At 42.4% G+C, this 24,813-nt stretch carries 21 protein-coding genes and 4 tRNA genes; 13 read left to right on the plus strand and 12 right to left on the minus strand.

Annotation, left to right across the window (positions count from 1 at the left end):
- From FTU09_RS02635 to FTU09_RS02660, 6 genes are all read left to right on the plus strand, one after another.
- A partial coding sequence (locus FTU09_RS02635) for a zinc ribbon domain-containing protein (RefSeq protein ID WP_179991410.1) occupies positions 1–218 on the plus strand: 218 nt, incomplete at its 5' end.
- A 362-nt stretch (positions 219–580) separates the two neighbouring features.
- Positions 581–656: transfer RNA gene (locus tag FTU09_RS02640), tRNA-Phe, on the plus strand.
- 134 nt (positions 657–790) lie between these two features.
- Positions 791–866, plus strand: a tRNA-Phe gene (locus FTU09_RS02645).
- Between the two features lie 331 nt (positions 867–1,197).
- Entirely contained in the window at positions 1,198–1,698 is a 501-nt protein-coding gene (locus tag FTU09_RS02650; protein ID WP_256732317.1) for a hypothetical protein, read from the plus strand.
- 325 nt (positions 1,699–2,023) lie between these two features.
- Positions 2,024–2,758, plus strand: coding sequence for a class I SAM-dependent methyltransferase (locus tag FTU09_RS02655; RefSeq protein ID WP_154320240.1), 735 nt, complete (start codon positions 2,024–2,026; stop codon positions 2,756–2,758).
- A 98-nt stretch (positions 2,759–2,856) separates the two neighbouring features.
- Positions 2,857–3,252 (plus strand): hypothetical protein, encoded by a 396-nt coding sequence (locus tag FTU09_RS02660; RefSeq protein WP_004974410.1) that lies wholly within the window; start codon positions 2,857–2,859, stop codon positions 3,250–3,252.
- A gap of 105 nt (positions 3,253–3,357) precedes the next feature.
- On the opposite strand, the gene FTU09_RS02665 is transcribed toward FTU09_RS02660, so the two are convergent.
- The 3 genes from FTU09_RS02665 to ompR form a co-directional block, all read right to left on the minus strand.
- Positions 3,358–4,881 carry an acetyl-CoA hydrolase/transferase family protein gene (locus tag FTU09_RS02665; RefSeq protein WP_004974412.1) on the minus strand — a complete coding sequence of 508 codons (1,524 nt, stop codon included), beginning with the start codon at positions 4,879–4,881 and terminating at the stop codon, positions 3,358–3,360.
- A gap of 308 nt (positions 4,882–5,189) precedes the next feature.
- Entirely contained in the window at positions 5,190–6,650 is a 1,461-nt protein-coding gene (locus tag FTU09_RS02670; RefSeq protein WP_004974413.1) for an ATP-binding protein, read from the minus strand.
- A 168-nt stretch (positions 6,651–6,818) separates the two neighbouring features.
- The gene (ompR, locus tag FTU09_RS02675) at positions 6,819–7,583 is read right to left on the minus strand and encodes a two-component system response regulator OmpR (protein WP_104852661.1); all 765 of its coding nucleotides are present in this window, start codon (positions 7,581–7,583) and stop codon (positions 6,819–6,821) included.
- A gap of 347 nt (positions 7,584–7,930) precedes the next feature.
- On the opposite strand from ompR, the gene FTU09_RS02680 reads away from it, so the two are divergent.
- A complete protein-coding gene (locus tag FTU09_RS02680; RefSeq protein WP_096901295.1) occupies positions 7,931–10,282 on the plus strand; it encodes a Tex family protein in 2,352 nt (783 codons plus the stop codon).
- An 88-nt stretch (positions 10,283–10,370) separates the two neighbouring features.
- Here FTU09_RS02680 and FTU09_RS02685 read toward each other — a convergent pair whose 3' ends face one another.
- The 4 genes from FTU09_RS02685 to FTU09_RS02700 all read right to left on the minus strand — a co-directional run bounded on the left by FTU09_RS02685 (position 10,371) and on the right by FTU09_RS02700 (position 13,750).
- Complete coding sequence (locus tag FTU09_RS02685) at positions 10,371–10,682, minus strand: hypothetical protein (RefSeq protein WP_019838218.1); 312 nt, start codon at positions 10,680–10,682, stop codon at positions 10,371–10,373.
- 99 nt (positions 10,683–10,781) lie between these two features.
- On the minus strand, positions 10,782–11,078 hold the full coding sequence (locus tag FTU09_RS02690) for a hypothetical protein (RefSeq protein WP_004974421.1): 297 nt from the start codon (positions 11,076–11,078) through the stop codon (positions 10,782–10,784).
- A gap of 199 nt (positions 11,079–11,277) precedes the next feature.
- Positions 11,278–12,165, minus strand: a complete 888-nt coding sequence (locus FTU09_RS02695; RefSeq protein WP_004974423.1) for an SDR family NAD(P)-dependent oxidoreductase — start codon at positions 12,163–12,165, stop codon at positions 11,278–11,280.
- Between the two features lie 307 nt (positions 12,166–12,472).
- Positions 12,473–13,750 carry an O-acetylhomoserine aminocarboxypropyltransferase/cysteine synthase family protein gene (locus FTU09_RS02700; protein ID WP_004974425.1) on the minus strand — a complete coding sequence of 426 codons (1,278 nt, stop codon included), beginning with the start codon at positions 13,748–13,750 and terminating at the stop codon, positions 12,473–12,475.
- 281 nt (positions 13,751–14,031) lie between these two features.
- Between FTU09_RS02700 and ettA the strand changes: the two genes are divergently transcribed.
- Entirely contained in the window at positions 14,032–15,693 is a 1,662-nt protein-coding gene (ettA, locus tag FTU09_RS02705; RefSeq protein ID WP_004974427.1) for an energy-dependent translational throttle protein EttA, read from the plus strand.
- 128 nt (positions 15,694–15,821) lie between these two features.
- Here ettA and FTU09_RS02710 read toward each other — a convergent pair whose 3' ends face one another.
- From FTU09_RS02710 to FTU09_RS02730, 5 genes are all read right to left on the minus strand, one after another.
- Positions 15,822–16,163, minus strand: a complete 342-nt coding sequence (locus FTU09_RS02710) for a hypothetical protein (protein ID WP_004974430.1) — start codon at positions 16,161–16,163, stop codon at positions 15,822–15,824.
- Between the two features lie 154 nt (positions 16,164–16,317).
- Positions 16,318–16,393, minus strand: a tRNA-Glu gene (locus tag FTU09_RS02715).
- Positions 16,394–16,429: 36 nt separating this feature from the next.
- Positions 16,430–16,505 (minus strand) — tRNA-Ala (locus FTU09_RS02720).
- 57 nt (positions 16,506–16,562) lie between these two features.
- Positions 16,563–18,071 (minus strand): glutamate--tRNA ligase, encoded by a 1,509-nt coding sequence (gltX, locus tag FTU09_RS02725; protein WP_179989021.1) that lies wholly within the window; start codon positions 18,069–18,071, stop codon positions 16,563–16,565.
- A 141-nt stretch (positions 18,072–18,212) separates the two neighbouring features.
- Positions 18,213–18,500 (minus strand): hypothetical protein, encoded by a 288-nt coding sequence (locus FTU09_RS02730; protein ID WP_154320244.1) that lies wholly within the window; start codon positions 18,498–18,500, stop codon positions 18,213–18,215.
- A gap of 504 nt (positions 18,501–19,004) precedes the next feature.
- Between FTU09_RS02730 and FTU09_RS02735 the strand changes: the two genes are divergently transcribed.
- The 5 genes from FTU09_RS02735 (at position 19,005) to FTU09_RS02755 (ending at position 24,808) form a co-directional block, all read left to right on the plus strand.
- Positions 19,005–20,018, plus strand: coding sequence for a sulfate ABC transporter substrate-binding protein (locus FTU09_RS02735; RefSeq protein WP_070153561.1), 1,014 nt, complete (start codon positions 19,005–19,007; stop codon positions 20,016–20,018).
- A 197-nt stretch (positions 20,019–20,215) separates the two neighbouring features.
- Positions 20,216–21,127 carry a 16S rRNA (cytosine(1402)-N(4))-methyltransferase RsmH gene (gene rsmH / locus FTU09_RS02740; RefSeq protein WP_004974437.1) on the plus strand — a complete coding sequence of 304 codons (912 nt, stop codon included), beginning with the start codon at positions 20,216–20,218 and terminating at the stop codon, positions 21,125–21,127.
- Positions 21,128–21,138: 11 nt separating this feature from the next.
- On the plus strand, positions 21,139–21,468 hold the full coding sequence (gene ftsL / locus FTU09_RS02745) for a cell division protein FtsL (RefSeq protein WP_104852659.1): 330 nt from the start codon (positions 21,139–21,141) through the stop codon (positions 21,466–21,468).
- Between the two features lie 12 nt (positions 21,469–21,480).
- Entirely contained in the window at positions 21,481–23,304 is a 1,824-nt protein-coding gene (ftsI, locus tag FTU09_RS02750) for a penicillin-binding protein PBP3 (RefSeq protein ID WP_180051794.1), read from the plus strand.
- 10 nt (positions 23,305–23,314) lie between these two features.
- Positions 23,315–24,808 carry a UDP-N-acetylmuramoyl-L-alanyl-D-glutamate--2,6-diaminopimelate ligase gene (locus FTU09_RS02755; RefSeq protein WP_180079491.1) on the plus strand — a complete coding sequence of 498 codons (1,494 nt, stop codon included), beginning with the start codon at positions 23,315–23,317 and terminating at the stop codon, positions 24,806–24,808.
- Positions 24,809–24,813 lie beyond the last annotated feature (5 nt).

Below are 24,813 nucleotides of genomic sequence, written 5' to 3' on the forward strand. Positions count from 1 at the left end.
CAGGGGTATGTTATGAAGAAGTCAATGAAGCCTATACCACCCAAATTTGTTCGTGCTGTGGCTCACGCTCCAGTAGTCCGGAAGGTAGAGCAGGACTTGGAATAAGAGAATGGCAGTGTGTGGAGTGTGGTACGCTCCATGATCGGGATGTAAATTCCGCACTGAATATTCTTGCGCTCGGGCATGAGCGTCTAGCAGTAGGAATCTCCGTCCTTTAGGTCGGGGAGGATGTCAACTAAATCCTATATTGTTTTTTGTGCTTGCACAGCCACAATTTTTAGCTAAGGTTTAAATAGCTTTGCGTAGGCATCTTCCTACTTTGGCAAGACCCAAAGTAGGCAAAAGTCTTTTGTTACCCATACACGACATCCTTGTCGTGATGGGTAACGTGGGGCATCCGTGCCCCACATTCGCGTATCGGAAGTTTGTCAAAATTTAATTGGAAAAGAACTCATTTTTAAATTTTTGGGTGATATTTCAGCAGAAATAGAATGAGGTTGCTGTAAAAGTAAACATTTGCACTGAAAAGCGAAAAAGACTATTGACGATTTACAGCTGAAACTGTTTAATACGCGTCATTGGCGTGATAGCTCAGTCGGTAGAGCAACGGATTGAAAATCCGTGTGTCCCCAGTTCGATCCTGGGTCTCGCCACCATATTCAAAACGGTTAAACGTTTTCAATCCCTGATCCCATCAGGGATTTTTTTTGCATAAAATTTATGCGATCAAATAAAAAAGTGATGATTTTTATTGACTATTCAGCCGAGATACGGCTTAATACACGGCATTGGCGTGATAGCTCAGTCGGTAGAGCAACGGATTGAAAATCCGTGTGTCCCCAGTTCGATCCTGGGTCTCGCCACCATATTCAAAAAGCCTCAAACACTGTTTGAGGTTTTTTTTTCGCCTCTAGGTTGGTCATAGAGAATTATAATTACATGCAAAGCGCATTAAAATTCCAAGAAAAATTGCATACCCATAATAGATTTAAGAAAGTGAAAAAGACCGTTTATCCGAGTCAAGGTGAGCCAAAATTGATTTTCAGGTAGGCTATAAAACGTATACGGTTGCAGTGAAAAATTTTTTTCTTGCATGGTGTAAAACTGCATTGTCCTGAAATTACATTGCGAGACAAGTTTATGAAATTTATAAAAATATATCCTTTGCTGCTGATATTGGGCTGTCCATGGAGCATGATGGTCCACGCGGATGACGCGGTGACCTTACCCACCCTGCACGTACTGGCCGAGCCAGAGTTACGTACAGAAACCGGGATTGTGCCGTATCAGAATGATGAAAAAAATCTCCGTGCTTTACAGCATCAAGTTATTCGTAATTCACGTGAAGCACAAAACTTTATGATCGACAGCTATGTGGTTGCCAATCTGGAAATTCAGCCCTTACAAGCACAACCCGACCTAAATTCGTTATCGCCCTTTCTACAACAGTATGTATTGAGTATTGCTCAGGGTTTACAGTCGAGTGATCCTACACAAGGCTTGTATATTATGTTGCAACCCTTTGGTATAAACCGTAGCAACAGTATGCAGCATATTGATCGTAGCAATAGCAACAGTATGCAGCCCATCGATCGTGATATGCATATACAGCTCGACCTGAAAAATGTCAGCATTGGTACGATTGAACCTTCTATAAATAATTTTTCTGTACCTGAGCTACCGACACCGAAAAAGTAATCATTTTTCTTTTGAAAAAATCCTTAGCTTTGCCAGCGAAGCCTATATTTGCCGCCGCGAGAAAGTGGCAAATGCCTGCGCAGTTGAAAATTGGGGCTGTTTTCAGCCTGTGAGCTAGTCATGTTCTTCAGAGATCATTACTCCGTTATATGCTCAGCCAGTCGGGAACCACCGGGTCAGTTTTAATCCTGCCCAGAGCTGGAAATTGGCTCCATACGATGTTAAATATTATCAATTGAATGATCAGCGGGTGCTCATTGCCCAGACCAGTTTTAGAATTGATCAGGTCATTGATTAAATTTATAAATATTATGAGCATCGTTAAATGAAAGATCTGTTTTCTGATGACAGCTTGCGCTATAAACAGGCCCGTCCGGCTTATTCTGCAGAAATTGTCCAGGAAATTTTAAAGCATGTACCTGAACGAACTTTTGCCTGGGATTGTGGTGCCGGTTCGGGGCAGTTTACCCAGTTATTGGTACCACATTTTCAGCAGATTTTAGCCACAGATTTAAGTCAAGCACAGTTGGATTTGGCACCGCAGTGGGCAAATGTGAGTTATCGTATCTGCTTGGCGCAAGACAGCGGATTGGCAGATGCGAGTGTGGATTTAATTACCGTTGCACAAGCGATTCACTGGTTCAATTTTGATGCCTTTTATGCCGAAGTGCATCGGGTGCTAAAACCGAGTGGAATATTTGCTGCGGTGGGCTACGGTCTGATTCAAGCTGTAGATCCTGAGGTGAATACCGCAATTCAACGCTTGTATTTTCAGACCTTAAAAGGTTGTTGGGATGCTGAACGTCGTTATATTGATGACTTATATCGCACGATTCCTTTCCCATTTCAAGAAATCGTGACACCCGAACTTTGCCTGAAATATCGTTGGTCGGCAGCACAATTGCTGAATTATTTAAACACTTGGTCGGGACTGCAGCATTATTTAAAGCAACATACTGATACGCCCTTGCTTGAATTACAACAATTGTTGCAGCAGCAACCTGCTCAGGGCTTGGAAATTCAGTTTCCAGTTTTGCTGCGTTTAGGTCGCTTGGTATAAAAAGTCAATGTATTGAGTGATTTTTGAACTTAAAATATAAGTTGGTGAAAAAAGGATGTTTCTCCACAGGTGTAATTTACCTATGTGCGAGGTGTCCAATGTTAAAATTTTCTCTCCCTATTTTATTCAGTCTTGCGCTGAGTCTCCCTGCGACTGCTTTTGCCAATCTTGATCAGCCTTTACAGGTCTTGGATGATTGTGCATTAAGTGCAGAATATGGGCAATCCAACAGCTTAAATTTGCTGCATGATCAATACCGTTTTACCGCGCAAGATGTGGTGAATCAAGTTCGAGCTGAACAAAACCTAGACTTAGCAAGCAAATTTGCAACTTTGGGTTCTCGTTTTTATATCAACCCGCAAGGTCAAACTGTGCTGCAAATTCAACGTGATGTGGTGTCTTTGGGTGTGATTGAAACCACACTCAGTGTGGATGGTTTACGCCAGTTAGGGCAGCATTTTATAGATGAATTTAAAGCTTTGGCATTTGAGTAAAATGGAGTGCGTTGTCGCAAATGACCTTGTGACAATCTAAGACATAAAAACTTAAGACATAAAAAAACGCCCTGAAAAATCAGGGCGTTTTTTATTGCACGCGAATTATGCTGGTTGCGCAGATTCTTGTTGTGCAGGAGTCAACATGTGACCGTGTTCTTCGAAGTTTGCATGCCAAGATAATGCTTCACGAAGTAGGTGAGGAGTGTGACCACCTTTTGCACATGCACGCTCAAAGTAATCATTCAATGCATTGCGGTACATTGGGTGTACACAGTTGTCGATAATCGCACGAGCGCGTTCACGTGGTGCAAGACCGCGTAAATCTGCTAAACCTTGCTCAGTGACTAAGATGTCAACGTCGTGTTCGTTGTGGTCTACATGCGCAGCCATTGGAACGATAGATGAAATGTCACCGCCTTTCGCAATCGATTTAGTCACGAAAATCGCCAAGTGTGCGTTACGCGCGAAGTCACCTGAACCACCAATACCGTTCATCATTTTGGTACCGCATACGTGGGTTGAGTTCACGTTACCGTAAATATCAAACTCAAGTGCAGTGTTAATACCAATGATGCCTAAACGACGTACTAACTCAGGGAAGTTAGAAATTTCTTGTGGACGTAAAATGAATTTGTCTTTGTAGTGTGCAAGATTACCAAATACGCGATCGCCACATTTTTCAGACAAAGTCATTGAACAGCCAGAAGCGAACTTCATTTTGCCTGCATCAATCAATTCAAACGTACAGTCTTGGAGTACTTCTGAGTACATCACCAAGTCTTCAAAGTTAGAGTGTTTGAAGCCTGTTAATACTGCATTTGCAATTGAACCGATACCTGCTTGTAAAGGTGCCAAGTTTTTCGGTAAACGACCTTGTGCTACTTCGTTTTCAAAGAATGCGATCAAGTGATCTGCAATTGCTTGAGTTTCGTCATCTGGATCGGTCACGTTAGATGGAGAGTCAAGCAAGGTATCGTTAAATACAATACCCACAACTTTTGCAGGGTCTAACTGAATACCTTTGGTTCCAATACGTTGTTCAACGTGAGTTAATGGCACTGGACCACGTGTTGGACGTGCTTCAGGAATATAAATGTCGTGTAGGCCTTCAAATTCTGTGCTTACAGTGGTGTTGATTTCGATAATGACTTTATCTGCATATTCAACAAAGCTTGCAGAGTTACCTACAGAAGTTGTTGGAATAATTAGGCTGTCTTCAGTAATTGCAACTGCTTCAACAATCGCGATGTCTGGGCGTTTTAGCGTGTTGTTACGCATTTGCTCAACAGTTTCAGACAAGTGTTGGTCAATGAACATAACTTGACCTTGGTTAATTGCTTTACGCAAGGTGTTGTCTACTTGGAACGGCATACGACGAGCCAAAACACCTGCTTCAGTCAATTGCTTGTCTAAATCATTACCAAGACTTGCGCCAGTAATTAAGTCAATTTTTAAAGGGTTGGTTTTAGCGCGTGCCACCAATGCAAGTGGAACAGCTTTTGCTTCACCCGCACGAGTAAAGCCACTCATACCTACGGTCATACCATCTTGAACGAATTCAGCAGCTTGTTCTGCGCTGATTACTTTGTCGTGGAGGGAGGCTAAACGGATGCGATCTAAAGACATGGCGAACTCTCGTAAAATACTAGACTGATACCGATTGTACCGATCAAAAAAGGTATTTTGCATAGGTGTTAGGCTAAGGTCTAATTTTTTGCCTAAATGGTGGTATAAAAATATAAAATAATACATAAATAATTGAATTTAATCGTTTATTTATATATCAAAAGGTAAATATTATAATTTGTTTGATATATTTTTATACAATTTTGATATGCACCATCTGAACTTTTTACTTTGATCGTCCATCCGATTTGCTGTTGGTCTGAAATTGGTATATAGCAAGCCAGATAGAGATCAAAAGCGTCAGCCGTTTAGAAGTGTTCACTCAAACTTTGTTTGATTTTTTCCAGCGTGCCAACATTATTTTTTTCTTCAACGATTTCAGGTTGTAACGGCAGGGTAATGATGGCTTCAAGACCACCGTGTTCACGGTTTTGAATGGTGAGCTCGCCCTGATGAATATCGACAATACGTTTTACAATTGCCAAACCTAAGCCACTGCCTTGTACAGTACGTGCTTCATTGCCGCGTACAAAAGGCTGCATTAAATCGGCAATTTGGTCTTCTGGAATGCCTGTACCGTTGTCTGCCACGCTAATCCGAATGTGTTCATCCAGCACTTCTGCAGACAACTCAATTGGCTCTGCACCATAGCGTTTCGAGTTATTAATCAGGTTGCCAATCAGACGTTTCAGCGACAAACTGCGCGCCTGAATTAAAGGTAATTCTTGTGCGTTAAAGCGAATATCCAACGGTTTAAATTGAATAATCAATTCCTGCAGCAAAACATTTAAATCGGTTTCTTGTAATTCTTCATCGGAACCATCACGCATATAAGAAATGAATTGATTTAAAATCGCATCCATATCTTCTACATCGTAAATTAAGCCTTCTTTTAAAAAATCATCATCGGGCATCATTTCGGCACTTAAACGAATCCGTGTCAGTGGCGTGCGCAGGTCGTGTGAAATACCTGCCAACATGATACGACGGTCACGTTCAGTCTGTTCCAAGGTATAAATCATGTGATTAAAGGCTTGGTTGACCTCACGAATTTCCTGCGGACCGTGATTGGTTTCTAAATAAGGTGCTTTGCCTGTTTTACTGTAGCTATTGGCGGCATTTTGCAGACGACGCAAAGGACGATTCAGCTGACGTACTAGAGTTAAAATAATTGCTGCAGCTAACAGTGGAATACCCAAAAGCCAGCCAAAGACCAATTCAGGGCTGTAGTTGGCATAGGTTTTAAGGGGTTCACGTACCCAGTTGCCATTCATTTCTGGGGTTTGAATCCAAATACGCGGGCTTGGTTTGAACTGGAAATAGACCGTGACATCCTGCATTTTTAATTCAGTTGCCAGTTTCTTTTCTATTTGTTGGGTAAAAAACTCTGCAATGACTTTTTCCCGTACATTAGGAAACTCACGTGGATCGGTTACATATTCAATGCCGACCCGATTTTTAAGCCACGCATCGACATCGACTTCGGCTTCATTGTGAAAAATGCGCAAATCTGGATTGTTTAAAATTTCCAGTTCAACCGCTAAATAGCGGGCGTGTTGTTGAATTTCAGGTAAATACAAGGTGCGCCAAAAGAACCACAACGACATAAACAGGCTAAACAACACCACAAAAACCACCAGTACCGTGGTGCGCATGGCTGCAGAGCGTGGTTTGATTTTGTCTAGAAAACGCTCCCAGCGGGTACGTTTCTTTTCAGAATACGCCACATAGTCGGTAAATTCTTGTGGGTCGATGGGTTCGAGTTTCACATCTTGTCCTGTGGCAGAGGTTGTAAAGCGAATTTAGTGAGTGAAATTTTATGATGAATATACTTGTTATTGGAATGTCTGTTCTTTAAATCTAGCACAATGATCGGTGTGCATAAATGTTGATCATTGCATGAAGATGTGAGGCTGAAGCCTCACATCATTTTCAACTTATTCCGCGCCATCTGGAACAAATACATAACCTACACCCCAAACCGTTTGAATATAACGCGCACGGGCAGGGTTTTCTTCAATTAAACGACGTAAACGTGAAACCTGAACATCAATCGAACGCTCCATAGCACCCCATTCACGACCACGTGCCAAATTCATTAACTTGTCACGAGTTAAAGGCTCACGAGGATGTTGTACCAAGGCTTTGAGTACTGCAAATTCACCTGTAGTCAGTGTCACGACCTGACCTTCACGTGTCAAAGTACGGGTCGATAAATCTAGTGACCATGGGCCAAAACCAACCACTTCCATTTGCTGACTTGGTGCGCCCGGTACTTCGCGCACTTGACGACGCAATACAGCACGAATACGCGCTAACAGCTCATTTGGATTAAATGGTTTTGGTAAATAATCATCTGCACCTGCTTCAAGTCCTGCAATACGGTCTGAGTCACTACCGCGAGCCGTCAGCATAATAATGGGCGTGTCGATGTTAGATTGACGTAAACGACGGCAAATACTTAAACCATCTTCTACAGGCAGCATAAAATCCAGCACGATTAAAGAGAACAGTTCACGCTGTAACAAACGATCCATTTGCGTTGCATCGTGGGCAGTTTTGACCACAAAGCCCTTATCTTCCAAGAAACGCTGTAACAGGGTACGTAAACGCACATCATCATCGACAACGAGAATGCGTTCAACGCGGTCAGTTTCGCTGTGTACGGCATCTGTTTTTTCAGCAGGTACAACTAAACTCATGATGTGCTCCTTTATTCTTTATTGTCATCGTAAACAAAAAGTTGAGTTGGCTTTGAGTATACGATTCATTGGTATCTATTGCCTATGCTCTAAAGCAACAAATATTGCAGATAAAATCAAGACATAGATACCAAATATATACAGCATTCCCATGCGAAAAACTGACATATTTGCCCATTTGAGTCTAACATAAGCCTGAATTTTATTTAGATTTATAAAATTTTGCCGAATTGGCAAAAATCGCCAAAAAACCACCATTTATAAAATTCATAAAACAATTGTGGATTTTATAGTCTTGGTCTTTATAATCATGGCTTTTAGTACTTATCCTTGTAGGATCACACACGATGACTGACTTAGTTCAGCAGTTAGCAAAAGAACTTGCCGTACGACCAAATCAAGTAGAAGCTGCCATCAAACTGATTGATGAAGGTGCTAGCGTTCCATTTATTGCACGTTACCGTAAAGAAGTGACGCAAGGTTTAGATGACACGCAGCTACGTCAGCTCGATACACGTTTATCGTATTTACGTGATTTATATGAGCGTCGCGAAAAAGTAATAGAATCACTCAAAGAACAAGATAAATTATCTGATGATTTATTGGCACGGGTTAACGCTGCTGAAACCAAAAATGCTTTAGAAGAAATTTACGCGCCTTACCGTCCAAAACGCACCAGTAAATCGTTTAAAGCTAAAGAAGCAGGTTTAGGCCCAATTGCAGCGCAAATTTTTGCAGAACAGGTTGAGCCAAGCGAAGCTTTAGCAGGCTTTAGTCATGCAGACTATCCTGATGCAGACAGTCAGCTAGATGCGGTACAACACATTCTGATTGATGAATGGGCACAAAATATTGCCTTAACCACAGAATTAAAAGAAATTTTTGCCAAAACAGCGGTATTAAAAAGCTTGGTTGCTTCTGAAGAGAAAAAAGAAGTGGGCAAAAAATTCCGTGATTACTTCGATTTTTCAGAAAACCTCAACAAAGTACCATCACATCGTCTATTGGCGATGTTGCGTGGTCGCCAAGAAAACGTCTTGGGCTTAAAAGTTGATGGTGAAGACAGTGCGCCTTTGGCACGTATTGAAACTGAATACAATTTAGATCAGATTCAGCCGCAAGCACGTCAGGACTTTTTAAAGCAAACGGCAAAATTGTTCTGGTTGGGCAAAGTGCGTCCACAAATCGAACATTCATTATTGACTGAAAAGCGTTTGGCTGCTGAAGCTGAAGCGATGGATGTCTTTGCAGAAAACTTGCGTCATTTATTGCTTTCTGCACCTGCAGGCGCACGTTGTACGCTGGGTGTAGACCCTGGTATCCGTACAGGTGTCAAACTGGCTGTGGTGAACCAATCTGGCGATGTGGTTGCACATAGCACGGTTTATCCATTTGCACCTAAAGAAGACAAAGCAGGCGCGATTGAAGAACTTGCACGTTTATGCCGTGAGCACAATGTTGATTTAATCGCGATTGGTAACGGGACTGCAAGCCGTGAAACTGAAGCGGTTGTGGCAGAAATGATGGCGGCGCACAGTGACTTGAAATTAACACGTGTGTCTGTATCTGAAGCGGGTGCATCTGTGTATTCAGCTTCTGAATTGGCATCGCAAGAGTTGCCAGAACTAGATGTGTCGATTCGTGGTGCAGTGTCGATTGCACGTCGTTTGCAAGACCCATTGGCAGAGTTGGTAAAAATTGATCCAAAATCAATCGGTGTGGGTCAGTATCAACATGACGTGAATCAGGCAGGTTTAGCAAAAACCTTAGAAGCTGTGGTAGAAGACTGTGTGAACTCGGTCGGTGTCGATGTCAACACGGCATCTTCAGCAATTTTGGGTTATATCGCAGGTTTGAATAAAGCCATTGCACAGCAAATTGTTGAATACCGTAAAGAACATGGCCGTTTTGACAATCGCCAAGCTTTGAAAAACGTACCGCGTTTAGGCGAACGTACTTTTGAACAAGCAGCAGGTTTCTTACGTATTCAGGCAGGTTCTGAGCCTTTGGATGCTTCTGCAGTGCACCCTGAATCTTATGGTTTAGTAGAAAAAATTGTGGCTGCCAAAGCGACCACGGTTAAAGATATTATTGGTAATACTGAAATTATCCGTTCGGTGAATGCTGAAGAATTTGTGGATGAGCAAGTCGGCTTACCAACTATTCAGGATGTTTTGTCTGAATTGGAAAAACCAGGTCGTGACCCACGTCCTGAATTCCGTACGGCTAAATTCCGTGAAGATATTACTGAAGTGGCACAGTTGACTGAAGGCATGCAGCTTGAAGGTGTTGTAACCAACGTGACCAACTTTGGTGCTTTCGTGGATGTGGGCGTACATCAGGATGGTTTGGTGCATATTTCTGAGTTGGCCAATGAATTTGTGGCTGATCCGCATAAAGTGGTGAAACCAGGTCAAATTGTTCAAGTGCGTGTGTTGCAGGTTGATGTAGAGCGTAACCGTGTGAATTTATCGATGCGTCCTGAAGGTTCGGCTGCACCTGCAAAAGCAGCGCGTGCACCACGTCGTGATCAAGAACAGCGTACAGAGCGTAAGCCACAAGCGAAACGTCCACAGCAGTCACGTCCTCAGACTGAGCGTCCACAAGCGAAAAAACCACAAGCCGCTAAACCACAAGAAAATAAAATTGGTGGTTTAGGCGCATTGTTGTTACAAGCAGGGATTAAAGGTTCGAAGTAAGTTTTAATTACGCAAACAAAAAGCTCCCGAAATTCGGGAGCTTTTTGTTTTGCAGGAACATTTTTATATACAGATTTTTTGATGGATTTTAAATCAACGGTACAATCCAACTCACCAAAATCAGCATAATTCCCAAATGTCCAAGTTTACGAGTCACTGCGACTAGTTTTGACGGTGGTGCTTCAAGTTGGCGAGCATATTCCTGAAGATTTAAACCTTGTGAGGCTTTGCTGCTAAATAAAAATACGCCCAAATCAATACAAATTAAAATCGTGCCGACATCGGCAACAACCTCTAAAAGTTCATATTCTTGCTGATAAAGCGCCGTTGCAACCTGATAACTCAGAAACAAGGCAAAGGCAAAACAGCCATACTGTAAAATGAGGGCCAGTGCTCGCATAATCCATTCAAAATACTTAAAACAGCTGTGTTATAGCATAAAAATGCGGTGCAATTGAATGTTTTGTTATGGTTGAGATTGTGGATCTTAAATAAGCAATTAACGGATTAAGCCTTGCAGAACAAAACTTGTGGCAATACTGCCTGCTGCCAATTTAGACATGAAATAACTGTAATTAGAAGAGGCAGAAACTTCGGACATCGCACCAGATGAATGCGACATGGACACGGCAAGTTGGCTGCGATAGCCCAATTCGACTAACAAGACCACCAGGCCTGTCAGTGTCATCACTTGAAATGTGTCTACATGATTGCGCGTAAGCTCAGTATATAAGTGATAAAAACTTAAGCCCGCAGCAGAAAAACAAAATAGCTTAAACAGATACAGAGTTTTCATGTGTTGTACCTTTCATTATTGTAATGTCATTTTGAATGCTATTTCTTAAACCAATATTAAAATCACATGAAAAGTTGCGGCTGCACAATTTAAAAATTGTTGAAGTGATGTTGTATTGTTGTGCGCTGTTCAACCTAAGCTGTAAAAACAAATAGGCGACCCGTAGGTCGCCTAAAGCAAAACTTGAATTGTGTATAAATTACCAGTGTTCACCTGGGAACAAGCGCGCATACGCTTTTTGTACCCAGTTCAGTTTTTGCTGCTCGCCCACAGACGCGGTAGAGCTTGGGAATAAGTTATAACCAATCGACATGAGTTTGTTGTTAATGTCTGGTGCAATCGCATAAGTGATTGAAGCCAAACGACCCAAATGTGTCGCAATTTTCTTCGGACGTTTCACAATCGCATAAGCAATTAAATCTGCCGCTTGCTCAGGTGAAAGGGTGGGCACGTACTTATAAATTTTGGTTGGTGCGATCATTGGGGTACGAACCAATGGCATATACACCGAAGTAATCGCAATTTTGTGTGTATGCGCTTCTGCAGATAGACAGCGACTAAACGCATCCAATGCGGCTTTAGATGCCACATAAGCCGAGAAACGCGTTGCGTTGGCTAATACACCAATCGAGCTGATGTTGATGATGTGACCATCTTTACGGTGCATCATCTGCGGCAAAATATTGAGTACCAAACGCACAGCACCAAAATAGTTGAGCTGCATGGTACGTTCAAAGTCGTGGAAACGATCAACCGACTCATGTACTGCACGACGGATTGAGCGGCCTGCGTTGTTAATTAAAATATCAATATGATCGACAGAGGCAAGAATTTGTTGCGATACAGCATCAATAGAGTCCATATCGTTTAGATCACAAGGGAAAACTGAAGCCTTGCCACCACGTGCTTCAATTTCAGCTTTGACTTGTTCGAGCGTTTCCTGAGTACGTGCCACCAAAAGCACATGCGCACCTGCATCGGCTAGCTTATGTGCCACGGTTAAACCAATACCACTCGATGCACCTGTAATAAGGGCAACTTTACCATTTACACGCTGTTGAAAAAGTTTCTCTAATTTTGGCTTCACGCTAATATTCCTGATTTAGATTCCTGAGTTGTCATTTTTATTGAGATTGACGATTCAAATTTCAGACTGAATTTGAACTGTTTTACTTGGCTTTATGATAGTCGATTGCACAAAAAAAGCTATGGAATAAGTGGTTGAATTTAAAAATGAATTTAGAGTAATTGCTCTATTTTTGTGAGCTGTATATCTTTATTTTTACCATGAAATAAAGCTAATGCAAAGACATACAAAGAAAAATTAAAATAAAAAAGCATCCTGTTGAAATTAATCAGCAGGATGCCAGTACAAAGTTTGAACTGATGAGTTTTTATACGGCTGCTAAAGCTTGCTCTAAATCGGCAATTAAGTCATCGGCATGTTCAATCCCGATGGATAAACGCACCATATCTTCACTCACACCAGCCGCTTTGAGTTCATCTGCACTCAACTGACGGTGAGTGGTGGTTGCAGGGTGGCAAGCCAGACTCTTGGCATCGCCAATATTGACCAAGCGTGTGAATAATTGCAGTGCATCAATAAAGCGGGTTCCGCCTTCACGGCCATCTTGCACACCAAAAGACAGAATTGCAGAAGGTTTGCCTTTCACATATTTTTGTGCCAACGCATGTTGCGGGTGATCTTTCAAACCTGCGTAATTGACCCATTTCACTTTTGGATGTGCCTGTAAATATTCCGCTACTTTTTGCGCGTTTTCAGTATGGCGTTCCATACGCAGGCTTAAGGTTTCTAAACCTTGTAAAATTAGGAATACGTTATGCGGGCTAATCGCTGCACCTGTATTGCGTAGTGGTACTACACGTGCACGTGCAATAAATGCTGCAGCGCCTAAGGCTTCTACATAGTTCACACCATGGTAACTTGGGTCAGGTGTATTTAAGGCTTTAAAACGCTCAGGATATTTGCCCCAAGGGAATTTACCGCTATCGACAATAATGCCGCCAATAGACGTACCGTGACCACCAATATATTTGGTCAGTGAGTGAATGATGATGTCTGCGCCAAAATCAAATGATTTTTGCAAGACAGGCGTGGCTACAGTGTTATCCACCACCACTGGAATGCCGTATTCGTGCGCAATTTTCGCAATCGCTTCAAGGTCAATAATATTGCCCAATGGGTTACCAATGGATTCTACAAAGACCAGTTTGGTTTTGTCATCAATCAGGTCGCGTAAGCTTTCAGGCTGTTGATAATCGAAGAAACGTACTTCAATGCCTTGTTTAGGCAAGGTGTGGGCAAATAAGTTGTAAGTACCGCCGTATAAAGTTGATACTGAAGCAATGTTATCGCCTGCTTCGGTAATGGTCTGAATTGCGTAGGTAATTGCAGCCATACCCGATGCTAAAGCCAATGCGCCAATCCCGCCTTCAAGTGCTGCAACACGTTGCTCCAATACTGCAGTGGTTGGGTTCATAATACGGGTGTAAATATTGCCTTGTACTTTTAAATCAAATAAATCGGCACCATGTTGCGTATTATCAAAGGCATAAGAAGTGGTTTGGTAAATAGGCACAGCCACGGCTTTGGTGGTTGGTTCTGGGCTATAGCCTGCATGAATGGCCAAAGTTTCGTCTTTATAGGTCATGTTTACTTCATCTTCGTGAGTTAAATTGGTTTGAGTCTAGCACTTTTAAATATGAAAGAAAGTGTAAAAATGCTGCAATATTTAGCTGTTAATTTGATATAGCAGGCAAAAAGTCCTGTGCTTATCCGCTGATCGCTAGAGTTGTAACAAAGCATGCAAGATGTTTGTGGTGTCTTATTTTTTCTCCGTATTCAGGTATAATACCCGATTATTTTTTCGCTCATTAGAGCAGGGGCTGCTCATCTGAGCCCCAGATTTGGTTTTCTATTGAGGAGTCCTACGTGGCCCAATATATTTATACGATGAACCGAGTGTCGAAAATGGTTCCGCCTAAGCGCGAAATCTTGAAAGACATCTCCTTATCATTTTTCCCAGGTGCGAAAATTGGTGTGCTTGGTTTAAACGGTGCAGGTAAATCGACTTTGCTCCGTATTATGGCGGGCGTAGATAAAGATTTCTCTGGTGAAGCTCGTGCACAGCCAGGCATCAAAATTGGTTATCTTGAGCAAGAACCACCACTAGACCCGAGCAAAGATGTACGCGGCAACGTGGAAGATGGTGTGCGTGAAGCTTTAGATGCTTTAGAGCGTTTAGACCAAGTTTTTGCAGAATATGCAGATCCAGATGCAGATTTCGACAAACTTGCAAAAGAGCAAGAGAAGTTAGAAGCGATTATCCAAACTTGGGATGCACACAACCTGAACAATCAGCTTGAACAAGCAGCGGCAGCATTAAATTTGCCAGCTTGGGATGCTGATGTTAACAAATTATCGGGTGGTGAGCGTCGTCGTGTGGCTTTATGCCGTTTGTTATTGTCTAAACCAGACATGCTGCTTCTAGACGAGCCGACGAACCACTTGGATGCAGAATCTGTATCTTGGTTAGAGCGTTTCTTAAAAGACTTCCCGGGTACGATTGTGGCAATTACCCACGACCGTTACTTCTTGGATAACGTTGCAGAATGGATTTTAGAACTTGACCGTGGACATGGTATTCCATATCAAGGTAACTACTCTTCATGGTTAGAGCAGAAAAATAACCGTTTAGAGCAAGAACAGAAGCAAGAAGAATCTTTTGCTAAAGCCTTGAAAAAAGAATTGGAATGGGTACGTTCCAATGCGAAAGGCCAGCAAAAGAAAAACAAAGCGCGTATGGAGCGTTTTGAAGAGCTTAACTCGCGTGAATTCCAACAGCGTAACGAAACTTCTGAAATTTATATTCCACCTGGCCCACGTTTAGGGAACAAAGTGGTGGAAGTGGAAAACATCAGCAAGTCATTTGGTGATCGCTTACTTTACGAAAACCTTTCCTTTACTGTGCCGCCTGCAGCGATTGTGGGGATTGTCGGTCCAAACGGTGCGGGTAAAACGACTTTATTCCGTATGATGACTGGCGAGCAGCAACCTGATACGGGCAGCGTGACTTTGGGTGACTCGGTAAAAGTGGCTTATGTCGGTCAGATTCGTGACACTCTAGATGATGACAAAACTGTTTGGGAAGAAGTTTCTGGCGGTTTAGACATTTTGAAAGTGGGCGATTATGAAATTGCATCGCGTGCTTATATTGGTCGCTTTAACTTTAAAGGTCAGGATCAGCAAAAACGCGTTGGTGAATTGTCGGGTGGTGAGCGTAACCGTTTACAACTGGCAAAAATTCTACAGCAGGGCGCAAACGTGATCTTGCTGGATGAGCCATCAAACGACTTGGATATTGAAACTTTACGTGCACTGGAAGATGCAATTTTAGTCTTCCCAGGTACAGTGATGGTGGTATCGCACGACCGTTGGTTCCTAGACCGTATTGCAACGCACATCTTGTCATTCGAAGATGAGCAACCAGAATTCTTTACAGGTAACTATACTGAGTTTGAAGAATATCGCCGTAAGAAATATGGTGATGATCTGGCAACCAAACGTAGCAAATACCGTAAAATTGGCGCTTAAGTCTAAAAACTTGAGTTCTCATTAAAAAAACCAGCCGAGAAGGCTGGTTTTTTTATATTTGCTCGATAATGTGGTCTTGTGATCAACCTAGCAACATTTTTCTTAATCTAGATGTAGACCAGTGAGGTTTAAACTTCCCACTCATGTGCACATTCACGGCACTTCCATTTTTTTTGTGACTGCATAAAGGCTTGCATAGAAATTTTGAAATCAGGCAAATCACGATAAAACAAGAAACCTGCAATTACACACAGCACAAATACCGCCACAGTAATGCTTTGTAAGGTTGTGCCTGCACCATCACCAAAAATCCACATGGCGATACTGATCAAGACAAGAAGTAATAAAACAAATACCGCTGGAATAAGCATCACCAAGCTTTTTGGCACCACAGGACGCGGTGTTGTTTGACCTGCCTGCGCAACAGGCATGATTTTTGGGCTTTGACATTTAGGGCATCGGTATTGCATTACAACTCCAAAATTCTAATCTGATCGTTATTCTAACCAAATGTACGGCAAATCAAAAACAGTCTGTCAGAAAACAGGGCAATAAAAAAGCCCAAGTCATTGCTTGAGCTTTATTATAAGATGAAGATAAGTGAATTTATATTCATCTTGAATATGGCGTCCCTACGGGGATTCGAACCCCGGTTACCGCCGTGAAAGGGCGATGTCCTAGGCCTCTAGACGATAGGGACTTGATGAGGCAACACAGGTAAAGCCTTATTTAAACTTGGTGGAGTCAAGCGGGATCGAACCGCTGACCTCTACAATGCCATTGTAGCGCTCTACCAACTGAGCTATGACCCCAGTCTGTGTGAGCGCAATATTAGGGCTATTGCGCGCACACGTCAACAAAAAAATGAATTAAGCTGGATCAATTGCATCATTTTTCGGCAATTTGATGCTTTCATTCAGTTTCTCCCAGACTTTCACTTCTTTTTTGCTTGGTCCACCAACTACTTCTAAGGCATGACGCAAACGTGCAAAAGTCAGATCAGGGCCAATGGTAACCATGGTTTGCATCACAGGGGTAGATGCAGTTGAACCTGCAATTGCAATAAAGAACGCAGGCATGAAATCACGCAATTTGATTTCCATTTGGTTCGCTAAATCCATCAGGGTTTGGCTCACCGTGTCGTTGTTCCAAGTAAATAGACTTTCTAAACGCCAAATTGCAAATTGCAAGCTTTGACGCACTTGTTCTTCAGACAGTTTTTTACTTTCAAACTGTTCCTTGCTTAAGCTTGGGAAATGGTTGAAGTAATGTGCTGACCAATTGACCGCTTCTGAGAGTAAATGAATACGTGGTTGAATTGCGGCAGCAATTTCTTCCAATTTGGCACGATCTGCTTTCCAAGCCAATAAGGTATCTAACAGCTCAGCAGGTGAAAGCGCTTTAATCCATTGACCATTCAGCCAATTGAGTTTTTCCACATCAAAGATAGGGCCGCCTAGTGAAACACGTTGAATATCAAAGTGTTCAATCATTTCGGCTAAGGTGAATTTTTCACTTTCATCTGGCATTGACCAACCCATGCGACCTAAATAGTTCAGCAAAGCTTCAGGTAATACGCCAATGTCTTTGTAGTAGTTGATTGAAGTTGGGTTTTTACGTTTAGATAATTTTGATTTGTCTGGGTTACGCAACAATGGCATGTGGCATAACACAGGCATATCCCAACCAAAATATTGATAAAGCAATTGGTGTTTCGGTGCCGATGGAATCCATTCTTCACCACGAATCACGTGAGTGATTTGCATCAAATGGTCATCGACCACGTTGGCCAAATGGTAAGTTGGCAAGCCATCTGTTTTCAGCAAAATTTGCATATCGACTTGCGCCCATGGAATTTCCACTTCACCGCGCAGCATGTCATTAAATTTACATACGCCTTCGGTTGGCACTTTCATACGAATAACATGCGCTTCGCCTGCCGCTAAACGACGCTGCACTTCATCTGCAGACAAGTTTAAACCACGACCATCGTAGCGCGGGCTTTCACCACGTGCTTGTTGTTCTGCACGCATTTGATCTAGTTCTTCGCTAGTAGCGAAGCAATAGAAAGCATGCCCTTGTTCAACCAATTGCAAGGCGTATTGCTTATAAATATCCATACGTTCAGATTGGCGATACGGTGCATGTGGGCCGCCGATATCTGGACCTTCTGCCCAATTTAAGCCTAACCAACGCAATGAATCCAAAATCATTTTTTCAGATTCAGGGGTTGAGCGCAGTTGGTCAGTATCTTCAATACGAAGAATAAATTCACCACCGTGTTGTTTGGCAAAACATAAGTTAAACAAGGCGATATACGCTGTTCCCACGTGCGGGAAACCAGTAGGAGAAGGCGCGATACGAGTACGAACAGTCATAAGCAAAAATTAATTCAAAATGTAAATTGCAACCATTATAACGAAAAAGCCCAAGTACTTAATGTTAAATTCAACATTCTGTACTTGGGCGTTTCAACTGCATTTGAAAAGGGGATCAAAGGCAGTGAATTTAATGCGGAGTTATGAGTTATCTTGCGGGAATAAGGCTTGTACAAAACGGCTAAAACGCTGATTTTGCAAGGCAAAGAAATTTTGAGTTGGAGCGACATGAATGGAAGTCAGCACTTTTAAATCATTATTTGATTCAAACTTTTGCTTGTCTGCCTGTTTTTGTTGGGTAAGGGCTTTTTCAATTAAAGACCCCTTTTCCGCAGTTAAATGGGTTTTACTTTCAGCAGATTTGATCACTGCACTGTGACCGACTGTACTTAAGCTGAGTAATACTGCGAACATGAGTTTAGATTTCATTTTGATTCCCCCTTTCCTTTATGAGTGAACTCACAATTTATAAATTGTTTTAATCACTTTAATATTTAATCACAAAAATCATAACAAAAGTAGATTTGCGTCACACTCTTAATAAGATCTTTATCATCATTTACTCACTATATACCGATTTTTCAGATGATCTTTGATTTAGAACATGTTGTAACAAACAACTGTGGAGATATCGTGAAGATTGTTACAAAAGTCACAATAAAATAGTTTTGAAGCGGGTTTGATTGCTGTGATGTCGCTTATTTTACCGTTGAGTCTAAAAACGGATCAAAGTTTTATTCACTTTTCATATATCTAATCCATAAAAAGGTATAAATTTGGAATAAACGCCGCATCTTGAATTAAATTGATTAAAAACAATTAATTAAAGCTAAATTATTTGAATTTAATCATTTTTTGCATGTTTTTTACAAATTGCGCAGCGCCTGAGCATTGCATATATTGAGCGACAGATTAAAGGTGATGTGTGCTGTAATGAAAACTCAATTGAAAGCTTTATTGGCTGCTGCGCTATTGGCAACAGGTTTTGCTGCAACGACTGCTCAGGCTGCAGATCGTCAGTTTTTAAATGTATCGTATGATGCGACCCGCGAATTTTATGATGAATTTAACAAGTCGTTTGGTCAGTACTGGAAAAAACGTACAGGTTTAGACGTCAACTTTAAACAATCGCATGGTGGTTCGGGTAAGCAAGCGCGTTCTGTGGTCGATGGTTTAAAGGGCGATGTTGTCACTTTGGCATTGGCGAATGACATTGAAGAAATTGTAAAGTCAGGTCAAATTCAAGCGGGTTGGCAAAAAGAATTTCCTCATAACTCTGCGCCTTATACCTCGACCATCGTCTTTATGGTGCGCAAAGGTAATCCGAAAAAGATTAAAGATTGGAATGATCTAACCAAACCGGGCGTACAAATTATTACCCCAAACCCGAAAACAGGTGGTTTGCCGCGTTGGGTGTATTTGTCGGCTTGGGGTTATGCAGAAAAGCAACCAGGCGGTTCTAAAGCTAAAGCGCAAGAATTTGTAGGTAAGATGTACCACAACGTGAAAGTGATGGACTCGGCAGCACGTGCATCGATGACCACATTCGCTGAACGTGGTATTGGTGATGTGTTGTTGACTTGGGAAAATGAAGCCCTTGTGACTTTAAAAACCTTAGGCAAAGACAAGTTTGATATTGTTTATCCATCTATTTCTATTTTGACTGAGCCTTCGGTGGCAATTGTAGATCGTACAGTAGAGAAAAATGGTAATAAATGGTTGGCGAAAGGTTATATCAACTATTTATATTCACCTTTAGGTCAGGAAATGGCAGCGAAGCATTTCTACCGTCCACGTAATGAAAAAGTCCTTGCAAAATATGCAGCGCAATTTCCGAAATTAAAAACTTTCACCATTGATGAAGTGTTCGGTGGTTGGGAAAATGCACAAAAAACCCATTTTGTGAATGGTGCGATTTTCGACCAAATTTATAATACTAAGCGTTAAACAGATATCCATTTTCGGCTAATCTTTTATTGGATTGGCACACAAAAAAATCTCTACGGAGATTTTTTTGTGCTTTAAAAAAGTCAAAAACGGTTTTCCCTATGGAAAGTAATATTTATCTACAAAAAGACGTTTGGAGCTTTGCCAAAACAAGGTAATAATGTGCAGTTACATTTTAGCTGTATTGATTGAACCTTATGTCGCATATTTCTGTATTACTTCATGAAACTGTTGATGCCGTGTTGGCAGATCGCAATACAGGAATTTATGTCGATGCCACCTTTGGACGAGGTGGACACACGCGTTTGTTGTTATCCAAATTGGATGCGCAGGCGCGAGTTTATGCCTTTGATAAAGATCCACAAGCTTTGGCCGTGGCAGCAGAATTGGCGCAGCAAGATTCGCGCTTTCAAATTATTCATGCCAGTTTTGCTGATATGCAGCAAGCGTTGAATGATTTGGGCGTCACTCAGGTCGATGGTGTGATGGCCGATTTAGGCGTGTCGTCACCACAGCTAGATCAGGCAGAACGCGGTTTTAGCTTTATGAAAGACGGCCCGCTTGATATGCGTATGGACAATTCACAAGGCCCGACTGCAGCAGAATGGCTGGTGGATATTGAAGAAGAAGCCTTAGCCAATGTGATTTTTCAATATGGTGAAGAGCGTTATAGCCGCCGTATTGCCAAAGCCATTAAACAGGCGGGTTATATTGAAACTACCGCACAATTGGCTGAAATTGTAAAAGTTGCCCATCCGAAGTGGGAAAAAAACAAACACGCTGCAACACGTACTTTTCAGGCAATTCGTATTGCGATTAATAAAGAATTAGAAGATATTGAAAACTTCTTGCCGCAAGCCGTTGAGGTGTTAAAACCCGAAGGTCGTTTGGCGGTAATTAGCTTCCATTCTTTGGAAGATCGTTTAATTAAACAGTTTATTCAAAAAGAATCGAGCCTGCCTGAAGATTCGGGTTGGGGCTTGCCACAACAGCAACAAGATACACGTCGATTGAAAAAAATATCACGTGTGCGTGCCAGTGATGAAGAAGTCAAAGCCAATCCACGCTCACGCAGCGCATGGCTACGTGTTGCAGAACGATTAGCTTGAAAAGGCCAATAATGAAAACTGAAACCGTTGAAAAAAATCAATCTCAAGTGCGACTGAAAAAAATGGTCGCCTATTTTATTTTATTGGCGCTGGTATTTATCAGCGCGATTATGGTGGTGTTTCAAGTGTTTGAATATCGCCATGATTATCGTGAGCTGAGTTCTTATATGCGCGAGCGAGATGACTTAAATGCCGAATGGGGGCGTTTGTTAATTGAACAGCAGACCTTTGGTGCAACTGCACAAATTGGCACCCGTGCGGTGACGCAACTGCGTATGTATTCACCGCCCGCACCGCAAACTGTGGTGATTTCTTTGCCTACAACCTCAGAACAACAATAAGGCGAGTTGCACATGGTCGATACGCGTAAAAAGCAAACCCGAAAGAAACAGCAATCGGTAACTGGAAAAAATGCCATTCATGTAGAAATGTGGCGTTTTTACTTAATGTGGGCTGTGGTACTGCTGGTGTTCGTGGCACTGGTGGGACGGGCATTCTATGTGCAAATTATCAACCATGATTTTTTACAAAACAAAGCCAATGCCAATATTTTAAGAACTGAAAAACTAAAAGCCATGCGTGGGGTGATTTATGATCGCAATGGCGTGCCTTTGGCAATTAGTACCCCAATTATGAAAGTGGTGATTGATCCACGTGATTATTTTGACAATAAAAAGCTGTTTGATGAAATTACCGCAGAGCTGGAAAAAAATCCGACCAGTCGTAAATTGCAGCGTCAATTGCCAGATAAAAACTTGAATTTAGATGAACTTGCCGATGCAGTTGGGATGGATCGCCAAGAACTGAAAAATAAAATGAACGAGCGTCCGCGTTCACGTTATTTGGTTTTACAAAAAGAAGTGCCGCCGCAACAGGCAGAGCTGATTCTAAAACGTAATTTCCAAGGGGTATATACCGAGAAAAACTATAAGCGTTATTACCCGCAGCCACAGCCGAATGCACAAATTATTGGTTTGACCAATAGTGAAGGCACAGGCATTGAAGGCTTGGAAATGCAGCTAAATACCCGCTTGGCAGGCGTGGATGGCGAACAGCAAATCGTGCGCGATAAAAAGGGTAACCGTGTCAAAGACCCAGAAGTGGTGAGAGAGGTTGAACCGGGCGAAAATATTACCCTGAGTATCGACTCACGTTTGCAATACATTATGTATCGTGAATTGACTGCAGCAGGGGTGGCAAATAATGCCCGTTCAGCCACAGCAATTGCGGTAGATGTGAAAACGGGTGAAATTTTGGCGATGACCAGTTGGCCGTCGTATAACCCGAATGACAAAAAAAGTTTGTCCAATAAAGATGCCATGCGTAACCGTGGTGCGGTGGATTCCTTTGAACCGGGTTCGACCATGAAGCCTATGACGGTGGCAATGGCACTGGAAAGTGGCAAATATTCACCGAATACCGTGGTCAATTTAAGTGGTGGTTCAATGCGGGTGGGTAATCACACCATTCGTGATACCCACAATTATGGCTCACTGACTTTGGCGGGAATTATCCAAAAATCGTCAAACGTGGGTGTGGCGAAAATTGCTTTATCTTTACCGTATGCAACCTTACCGACTTTTTATAAGCGTTTAGGGTTTGGTGCGCGTTCTGCAGTGAAATTTCCGGGTGAAAGCGCAGGTTTAATTTTGCCACCAAGCAAATGGAATGTGTCGGAAGTGGCGACCATGTCTTATGGTTATGGTTTGAACGCCACTGTGCTGCAATTGGCAGATGCCTATGCCATGCTTGCCAATAAAGGCGTAAAAATGCCGCTGAGTTTATACAAATTAGAAGAACAGCCTAAAGGCGAACAAATTGTTGATGCTAAAATTGCCGATCAAGTTCTACTGATGATGGAAGCCGTAACGTTACCCGGTGGTACGGCACGTCAAGCCAATATTCCAGGCTATCGGGTTGCAGGTAAAACGGGAACAGCGCATAAACTTCGTGCAGACCGCAAAGGCTATTCACAGACTGAATATCGTGCCTTGTTTGCTGGGGTTGCGCCAGTCAGTGATCCGCGTTTAGCCATGGTTGTCGTGGTGGAAAATCCAACAGGACAGTATTATGGTGGTTTGGTGGCGGCGCCTGTATTTGCCCGTGTGATGCAAGAATCTTTACGTTTAATGAACGTACCTTTAGATAAACCTTTAGAAACTCCCAACATCCAATAACAGGTGACGCATGTCTATCAGCTTTCAACATATTTATCGCAGTTCTCGCGTTGCAGATTGGATGACACAAGACTTTCAGGGCTTTCAACTTGACAGCCGCCATGTAACAGCAGGACAAATTTTTATTGCCCTGACCAGTTTGTCGCAGCCTGAAAAAACCGCACAATTTGCGCAAGCAGCTTTAGATCAAGGTGCTTTGGCGGTGATTTCGGAAACTGAATTGGCAGTTGCCAATAATTTGGTGGTGCCAGATGTGCGTCAGCGCATGGGGCAGTGGCAAAAACAATATTTACAAGCACGACAGCCTGTACCTTTGGCACGTGTGCTTGCAGTCACGGGTACCAATGGTAAAACCACCATTTCCCGCTTAATTGCTGAATTGTTGATGTTGCAAGCTCAACGCTGTGCAGTCATGGGCACCACAGGCAACGGAATTTTGCCCAATTTGGAAGCTTCAACACATACCACTTTAGATGCCTTGCAACTGCAAAATGCTTTATACAGCTATGCACAACAAGGGGCAAAATTTGCCGCAATTGAAGCCAGTTCACATGGCTTGGAGCAAGGGCGCTTAAATGGCTGCGATATTGAAATTGCGGTATATAGCAACCTGAGCCGTGATCATTTGGATTATCACGGTACTTTAGAGGCGTATGCTGCAGCCAAAGCCATGCTGTTTCAGTTTGCCAGTTTAAAAGTTGCAATTGTCAATTTAGATGATGAATATGCTGGGATCATGTTGCAAGCGGCGCAACAGAACCCTGCGCAACCGAAAATTTTGACTTATTCCACGCAGCAAGCGGCAGACTATCAAGTACAGCAGATTGAATACAGTCTGAATGGTGTACGTTTCCATCTACAAACTGCTACGGCAGCATATGTGGTGCAAAGTCCGTTGCTCGGACATTTTAATGTTGAAAACTTGGTCGCGAGTTTAATCGCAGCAGAGCAAGCAGGTTTTGCATTACAGGATTTAATACACACGACTGCACAACTCAAAGGCGCACCGGGGCGTATGCAAGTGTTGCGTGATGCAGAGCGTTTATTTGTGGTGGATTATGCACACACGCCAGATGCCCTAATTCAAGTGTTGCAAACCTTAAAACGCCATGTTAGCGCACAGCTTTGGGCGGTGTTTGGCTGCGGTGGAGATCGGGATCGTGGTAAACGCCCACTGATGACCCAAGCGGCATTGGACTATGCCAATGTTGTGCTTTTGACTTCTGATAACCCGCGTACAGAAGATCCTTTGCAAATTTTTGCCGATATGCAGACAGGTGTCGATTTGTCGGTGGCACAGAGCCATGAAATTCATGATCGTCGTGAAGCGATTAAATATGCAGTCAAACATGCACAGTCAGGCGATATTGTCTTGATTGCAGGCAAAGGTCATGAAAACTATCAAGAAATAGATGGAGTAAGACACTGGTTTGACGATGTGGTTGAAGTGCAATCTGCGATAGATGCACAGCATTGTTCACCTTCTGCTTATCCTGCCCAATAAGGAAT

The sequence above is a fragment of the Acinetobacter sp. YH12058 genome (assembly GCF_013419805.1).
Classification (GTDB): domain Bacteria; phylum Pseudomonadota; class Gammaproteobacteria; order Pseudomonadales; family Moraxellaceae; genus Acinetobacter; species Acinetobacter towneri.